Here is a 7,434-nt window from a genome sequence, read left to right as displayed (position 1 = left end):
ACCACCGGCAAGGTCGAGTCCGAGATTGTCGAACTCACTGGCTACGTGGCTGACGCCAAGAACCTCGGCGTCTTCGGATGCATCGGCGCTGGTGATCGCGTTGCAGTGAGCTACTCGCTGAAGACTGACAACTACACCGATAAGGACGGCAACAAGCACTATCCGCTGGTAGCGCGCATCGACACTGTGCAGCTGATCGACTCCAAGAAGGAGTCTGAGGCACGAGCAGCACGCCGCGAGAACAGCGCAGATAACGCTGCTGCTAATGACTCTGAAGAAGTGCCGTTCTAGTTGCAACAACACCCCGCAGGGAAACCTGCGGGGTTATTTTTTCAGCACAGACCACGCATAACGCCGTCGCCGTCCAGTACGGGAGCGCTGATACTCCTGCTCCAGACTGAAGTGTCCCAGGTTTTGTTCCGTTTGAGTAGATGGGAAAATCTGGAATATGCCAAGAAAATTTGACCAGGATGCCAAGGACCGCGTGGTCCGTCTCGTGGAAGATCGCATCTTGGCGGAAAATATGTCGATGCAAGCCGCATGCCAGGCAGTAGCCCCAAAGCTGGGGGTTTCATGGCACACGGCTCGCCAATGGACCCAGCAGGCCCGCCGTGCGGGAAACATCCCAGAACCTGTGCCTGAAGACTTGGCCGCCGAAAACGCGAGGCTACGCCGTGAAAATCAAGAGCTACGCGACACTAACGAGCTGCTGAAGGCTGCCTCGGCTTTTTCGCGTCGGAACTCGACCCGAAACGTCGGAAATGATCCGGTTCATCGATAAATACCGGAATCGTTTCTCTGTCGAGTTCATTTGTAAGACGTTGAAGAATAACCGGGCTGGTGGGTTTATCACCTCGCGTGGTTATCGCCAGTCCAAGGCCCGTGGATTAAGTGCTCGTCGCCTTCGCGATGCTGTGCTGATCGACCGCATTAGAACTGTTCATCGGGATAATTACGGCGTCTACGGCGTGCGGAAAATGTGGCATGCTCTCCGCCGCGACGGAATTGATATCGGGCGTGAACAAACCGCCCGGCTGATGCGCTTGGCCGGTGTTTCTGGCAAAGGCAAAGGCAGATCACCTATCACAACCCGAAAAGCTAACGTGCCTGATCTGCGCCCGGACTTAGTCGAGCGTGAATTCAAAGCTCAGGGCCCGAATAAACTGTGGGTGGCCGACATTACGTATGTGCGCACGAAGAAAGGCTTTGTGTACGCCGCGTTTGTCACCGACGTTTACTCTCGACGGATCGTTGGGTGGGCGTTATCAGATTCCATGCGCACCGAAGCACTGCCGTTGCAAGCTCTCAAGCAGGCGATCGTGTGTGCTGAGGAAACAACAGGTCTCATTCACCATTCGGATCACGGATCGCAGTACGTCAGCGTGGTCTACAACGAGCGACTTACCCAACACGGCATTACAGCTTCCACCGGAACTGTCGGTGACTCCTACGACAATGCTCTTGCTGAAAACGTCAACGGATCCTACAAGAACGAGCTGATCCATACCCGCAGGTGGAATGACGTTGTCGAGGTAGAAATCGCGACGTTCGAGTGGGTGTCATGGTGGAACGAGACAAGGCTTCACCAAAGCTTGGGATACCGAACCCCGGTCGAGGTGGAAACCGAATTTTGGAAGCAGAACCCGCCCCAAGCAAAAATAGAAATCAAGGCAAATGCCTAGGAACAAAACTCGGGGCACTTCAGACGCTCTGTCTCTACACAGTGCATTACATGAGCCATTACATGCGCTGTTTTACTGCACTGTGTACTAGCCATTCCATTACGCACTACGCTGGCGCACTTCAAGTTCATTGAAATCTTCTCAGACATTAGTGGTTCTCCTTCAAGTGAAGAATGCTTTAACTGGCCCCACCTTACCGGCATTCCTCTCAAACTTGGCCTCTGTTCGCTATGAGCGTTGGGGCACAGCGCCTAAGGCGCATACGGAAGCTGGGTTAACATTTACTCATGTCTGTTTCTGAGCTGTCCACCAGTACCCAGAACTATTTGAAAGCTATCTGGGGGCTAAAGGAATGGTCATCCGAGCCCGTTACCGCCACACTTATAGCGAAACAGCTGGGACTCAAGCTCTCCTCGGTCTCCGATGCAGTGCGCAAAATGTCGAAGCAAGGGCTCGTGTCACACACGCCCTATGGCTCTGTGGAGTTAACCGAACTTGGCAGGCAGTACGCATTGGTCATGGTGCGCCGCCACCGATTGCTTGAGTCTTTTTTGGTTCAAGCATTGGATTATACGTGGGACGAGGTCCATGATGAAGCCGAAAATCTTGAACACGCGGTGTCTGACATGCTCATAGAGCGCGTGGATAAGTTCCTCAATTACCCCACTAGGGATCCACACGGCGACCCTATCCCTACGGTTGATGGACAGGTCACTATCCCCAGTGCGCACCGTCTCACCGACAGCGGCGCACAACCGCAGGTGACCGTGGAACGCATTTCTGATTCCGACCCACAACTGCTGGCCTTCCTCAAAGAGCAAGGCATCGTCATTGGGGCTGTTCTTACCACGCGCGAAGGAACGCCCTTTTCAGAATCGCTCGAAGTACAGGTAGCCGACAGTACTCAGTGGGTAGTACTTGGGCGCCCAGCTACGGACGCAGTGTTTGTAGCACACCACAGCCTGTAGTCTTTCCCTTTCTCATTAATCCTGTCCCTACCTGCCCTTTTAAAAACTACGGTGCGGCGTAGTTTGCAACTACGGTAGTACGTAGTTAATCTTTTCGATCATCACCTATCCCACTTATGGCTAAGGCCAGGATGAGCAGGATTGTCATGTCAGACTCACCAGATTTGGTGTACTTTTCTAGCGTTTCTGAAAACACAAAAAGATTCGTCGAACGCTTAGATAGACCCGCAGTGCGCATTCCACTGCGGCCCAAGAAAACCGGAATGATCCAGGTTTCACACCCGTACGTACTCATCGTTCCAACCTACGGCGGTGGCTCGCTCAAGCGCGCAGTCCCCAAACAGGTCATCGACTTCCTCAATGACCCAATCAACCGTTCCTTTATCCGGGGCGTGATTACCTCAGGCAATACCAACTTCGGAAGCGCTTACTGCGTCGCCGGCCGCATCATTTCCGCTAAGTGCCACGTTCCAGAGCTGTATCACTTCGAGCTACTCGGCACGCAGAAGGACGTTGCCGCTGTAAAGCAGGGCCTTCACAAGTTTTGGGAGCAGCAAAGCAACTAACAATTACACCCCATTGATTTCCCACAAAATGAAGACCACATCCGCAACACACAGATTGGAAACCACAATGCCGCCACTTAAGGCCACCCCCACACAGCCCATTGGCCCTACGCCCCGCACCGCTTCAGCAGACGATGCCGGCGGTGTCGGTAAGCGCAAGAGCTACCATGCACTCAACGCGCAGCTGAACCTATTCGACGATTCGGGAAGAATCCAGTTCGACAAGGACATTGAGGCAACACAAGACTTTTTAGCGCACCATGTCACTCCCCGCATGCATCAGTTTGAATCCACCAAGCAGCGCTTGGAGTGGTTGGTTGATAACGAATACTACGAGCGGGAATTCCTTGAGCTTTATGATGACGATTTTCTGTGCACTATGTACGACAGAGCCCACCGAGCCAAGCATCAGTTCCGCACTTTCCTCGGCGCATTTAAGTTCTTTACTTCATACGCACTGAAAACCTTTGATGGCTCGCGATTTCTGGAAGGCTACGAAGAACGCGTCGCCACCACAGCTTTGTACCTTGCACAGGGCGATGAAGAGCTTGCGGAGAAGCTGGTGGATGACATCATGACCGGACGCTTCCAGCCCGCCACCCCTACTTTTCTCAACGCAGGAAAAGCCCAGCGTGGCGAAATGGTCTCCTGCTTCCTCCTTCGCATCGAAGACAATTTGGAAAGCATTGGCCGCAGCGTGAACTCTGCACTGCAGCTTTCAAAACGCGGCGGTGGTGTGGCCTTGTTACTGAGCAATCTGCGCGAATCCGGAGCCCCAATCAAAAAGATTGAGAACCAAGCTTCCGGCGTAGTCCCAGTCATGAAAATTCTGGAAGATAGCTTCAGCTATGCCAACCAATTGGGCGCTCGACAGGGCGCTGGAGCCGTCTACCTACATGCGCACCATCCAGATATTCTTCGTTTCCTGGATACCAAGCGGGAAAATGCCGATGAGAAAGTCCGCATTAAGACTCTTTCGCTGGGAGTTGTTATTCCAGATATAACCTTCCAGCTGGCCAAAGAGAACAAGGATATGCATCTTTTTAGCCCGTATGACATCGCTCGCGAGTACGGCGTAGCCATGTCTGACATGTCTATCACCGAGTATTACGACGAGCTGGTTTCCAATCCGCGAATTTCTCATACGACTATCAAGGCCCGCGAGTTTTTCACCACGCTGGCTGAGCTTCAGTTTGAATCTGGATACCCCTACATACTCTTTGAGGATACGGTCAACCGCGCTAATCCCCTCAAAGGACATATCAATATGTCCAATCTGTGTAGTGAGATCCTCCAGGTCAACACGCCATCCACCTACGGCGCCTCAGGTAACTACACCACCGTTGGCCAGGACATTTCCTGCAATCTAGGGTCGCTCAACATCGCTAAAGCTTTTGAATCACCGGACTTTGGGGAAACTGTTGAAACCGCGGTGCGCGCTCTCACGAAGGTCTCAGACCTAACAAATATCGAAGCTGTTCCTTCCATCGCTCACGGTAATGCATCCATGCATGCCATCGGGTTGGGCCAAATGAATCTCCACGGTTTCCTGGCTTCCAAGCGTATTCCTTATGGCTGCGCCGAAGCACTGGACTTTACAAATATCTATTTCCTGACCGTGACCTATCATGCGCTCCGTGCATCCCATGCGCTAGCGGTTGAGAAAGGTCAACGATTCACTGGCTTTGAAGAATCCACCTATGCCACTGGCGTCTACTTCGACAAGTACATCGACCAAGACTGGGCGCCGGCCACTGACCACGTAAAACAGCTATTCCATGAGGCTGGCGTGCAGATTCCTCAACGCGAGGATTGGCTATGGCTCAAGAACCAAGTGATGCAAGACGGCATCTACAACGCCTACTTGCAGGCAGTTCCACCCACTGGATCAATTTCCTACATCAATGACTCCACCGCGTCCATACACCCGATTGCCTCCAAGATTGAAATACGCAAGGAAGGCCGCTTGGGGCGCGTGTACTACCCCGCACCGGAAATGACCAACGACAACTTGGAGTATTTCGATGACTCCTACACCGTGGGGTACAAAAAAATCATCGACACCTACGCTATGGCCACCCAACACGTGGACCAAGGGCTTTCCCTGACTTTGTTCTTCACCGCTGACACCACTACGCGGGACATCAACAAGGCACAAATCTATGCCTGGAAAGCCGGAATCAAGACCTTGTACTACATCCGTTTACGCCAACCTGCACTCCAGGGAACCGAGGTCGAAGGCTGCGTTTCCTGTGCTCTGTAGGAACACGGTCCTTCCTTCATTCACAACCATCCATCAAGAAAGAAAGAAGCTATGTCTTCAACATCAAACACTGCTGAGCTAACCAGCATCTCAGTTACGCCGCCAAGTTACCGGCATGACCCTTCAGCCCGCATCCGCGCCATCAATTGGAATCGGGTGAGCGATGAGAAGGATCTTGAAGTGTGGAACCGCCTCACCGCCAACTTTTGGTTGCCAGAAAAGGTTCCACTTTCAAACGATCTCCCGGCGTGGCAGAGGATGACACCGGAGGAACGCAACCTCACCATGCGGGTGTTCACGGGACTCACCACCCTGGACACCGTCCAGGCCACTGTGGGCGAAATCTGTCAGATCCAAGATGCCCGCACCGAGCACGAGGAGGCCGTGTATACCAACATCGCCTTCATGCAATCAGTCCATGCCCGTTCTTACTCTTCAGTGTTTTCTACTTTGAGCAGTACGAAAGAAATTGATGAGGCATACCGCTGGGCGGTGAATAATGACCTTCTCCAGGCACGCGCCAAAAAAGTGCTCACTCATTATTTTGGACCCGATCCACTCAAGCGCAAAGTGTCATCGACGCTGCTTTCCTCGCTGCTTCTCTACGCGGGTTTCTATCTTCCCCTGCATTTTTCCGTCCACGCCACCCTGACAAATACGGCAGACATGATTCGCCTCATTCTGCGTGACAAGGCAGTGCACGGTTACTACTCAGGCTACAAGTACCAGCGCGGACTGGAAACGTCTGCTCCACAACGGCAACAGGAGATGCATGATTTCACTATTTCCTTGCTCGAAGAGCTTTATGCCCTAGAGCTGGATTATTCCGGCGAGCTATATGAGCCGTTGGGGCTCATGGATGATGTAGCTGTATTCGTTCGCTATAACGCCAATAAGGCGCTCATGAATTTGGGCTACCCGGACTACTTCCCACCTGAAGAAACGGAAGTGAACCCGGAAATCCTCGCTGCCCTAGCACCTGGAGCAGATGAAAACCATGACTTCTTCTCCGGCTCCGGTTCCTCCTATGTCATTGGCACCGCTGAAGAAACGAGTGATGATGACTGGGATTTCTAAACCGTTTCCACGACCAGACCAAGGAAGCTGGCTTGAGACCATCGCGCTGTTTGAAGCCATCCGCGAAGGAAACCAACCAGCAGCCATGCGGCTTTTGGATACGTCCGCCGCACGGGAGGCCGTCCTCGGGGGACTGTTAGGACTCATCGAACTGTACTTCCGCCATGAAGAAGACAAAGTGGATAACTTTCTTACTGCCGCCCACGCCGCCGGGCCACCGCCTGCCTTTGGCTGCAAGCCTTTTCTCCCTTGATCGCACGTACCTACGCCCAACTAAGAAGAAAGGACTTCCTATGACCACCCCACGCATTAGTGTTATCGTCGGCAGCCTGCGCCGCGGCTCATTTGCGCGCAAGATTGCACACGAAGTGCTCACAATGATCCCTGAAAACTACCAGGCAGACATCGTTGAAATCCGTGACTTGCCGCTCTATGACTTCGACTACGATGACCCCTCGGTCACGGACAAGCCCATTCCAGCTGAGTACACCACTTTCCGCGACACCATCAAGAACTCGAGCGGCGTCCTCTTTGTTACCCCGGAAAATAACCGTACTATCCCTGCCTGTCTCAAGAATGCAGTGGACATCGGTTCCAAGCCCAACTCGGATGTGGCTTGGAAGAACCTTCCCGCAGGTATCATCAGTCACTCTGTAGGCCGCATGGGCGGCTACAGTTCACAGAAGAACCTCCGGCTCGCCCTGTCCTACTTCGATATGCCGCTTCCTGGTCAGCCCGAGGTATTCCTTGGCCAATCCCCCACCCTCTTCGAAGACTCCGGCCATCTCAATGAAGGCACCGCAGGCTTTGTCAAAGACTACGTTATACGCTTCCTGCAGTTGGTCGACATGACATTAACAGCCAAGCACAGCTAGCGA

The 7,434-nt window shown here is 53.1% G+C and carries 8 protein-coding genes; all 8 read left to right on the top strand.

From position 1 onward, the window contains the following. Positions 1–291, top strand: a 291-nt coding sequence (locus HMPREF2129_RS11175) for a single-stranded DNA-binding protein (protein WP_034666267.1), incomplete at its 5' end; no start/stop codon positions are given. Positions 292–448: 157 nt separating this feature from the next. Further along, a protein-coding gene (locus tag HMPREF2129_RS10130) for an IS3 family transposase (RefSeq protein ID WP_198021548.1) occupies positions 449–1,682 on the top strand; the annotation gives its coding sequence in 2 pieces (ribosomal slippage) (positions 449–738 and positions 737–1,682; 1,236 coding nt in all). Positions 1,683–1,969: 287 nt separating this feature from the next. Then, positions 1,970–2,650: a metal-dependent transcriptional regulator gene (locus tag HMPREF2129_RS10125; RefSeq protein WP_022862719.1), complete on the top strand. Its 681-nt coding sequence runs from the start codon at positions 1,970–1,972 to the stop codon at positions 2,648–2,650. Between the two features lie 116 nt (positions 2,651–2,766). Continuing rightward, a complete protein-coding gene (nrdI, locus tag HMPREF2129_RS10120) occupies positions 2,767–3,216 on the top strand; it encodes a class Ib ribonucleoside-diphosphate reductase assembly flavoprotein NrdI (protein WP_052093126.1) in 450 nt (149 codons plus the stop codon). A gap of 67 nt (positions 3,217–3,283) precedes the next feature. Then, positions 3,284–5,479, top strand: a complete 2,196-nt coding sequence (gene nrdE / locus HMPREF2129_RS10115) for a class 1b ribonucleoside-diphosphate reductase subunit alpha (RefSeq protein ID WP_034666261.1) — start codon at positions 3,284–3,286, stop codon at positions 5,477–5,479. Between the two features lie 51 nt (positions 5,480–5,530). Then, complete coding sequence (nrdF, locus tag HMPREF2129_RS10110; RefSeq protein ID WP_034666259.1) at positions 5,531–6,556, top strand: class 1b ribonucleoside-diphosphate reductase subunit beta; 1,026 nt, start codon at positions 5,531–5,533, stop codon at positions 6,554–6,556. After that, the gene (locus tag HMPREF2129_RS10105) at positions 6,537–6,809 is read left to right on the top strand and encodes a hypothetical protein (protein ID WP_133065267.1); all 273 of its coding nucleotides are present in this window, start codon (positions 6,537–6,539) and stop codon (positions 6,807–6,809) included. The genes nrdF and HMPREF2129_RS10105 overlap by 20 nt, the downstream gene beginning before the upstream one ends. Before the next feature lie 40 nt (positions 6,810–6,849). Beyond that, positions 6,850–7,431 carry an NADPH-dependent FMN reductase gene (locus HMPREF2129_RS10100; RefSeq protein ID WP_022862715.1) on the top strand — a complete coding sequence of 194 codons (582 nt, stop codon included), beginning with the start codon at positions 6,850–6,852 and terminating at the stop codon, positions 7,429–7,431. Positions 7,432–7,434 lie beyond the last annotated feature (3 nt).

The organism is Corynebacterium tuscaniense DNF00037, assembly GCF_000759055.1.
GTDB lineage: Bacteria > Actinomycetota > Actinomycetes > Mycobacteriales > Mycobacteriaceae > Corynebacterium > Corynebacterium tuscaniense.
This window is presented reverse-complemented; position numbering and strand designations above follow the sequence as displayed.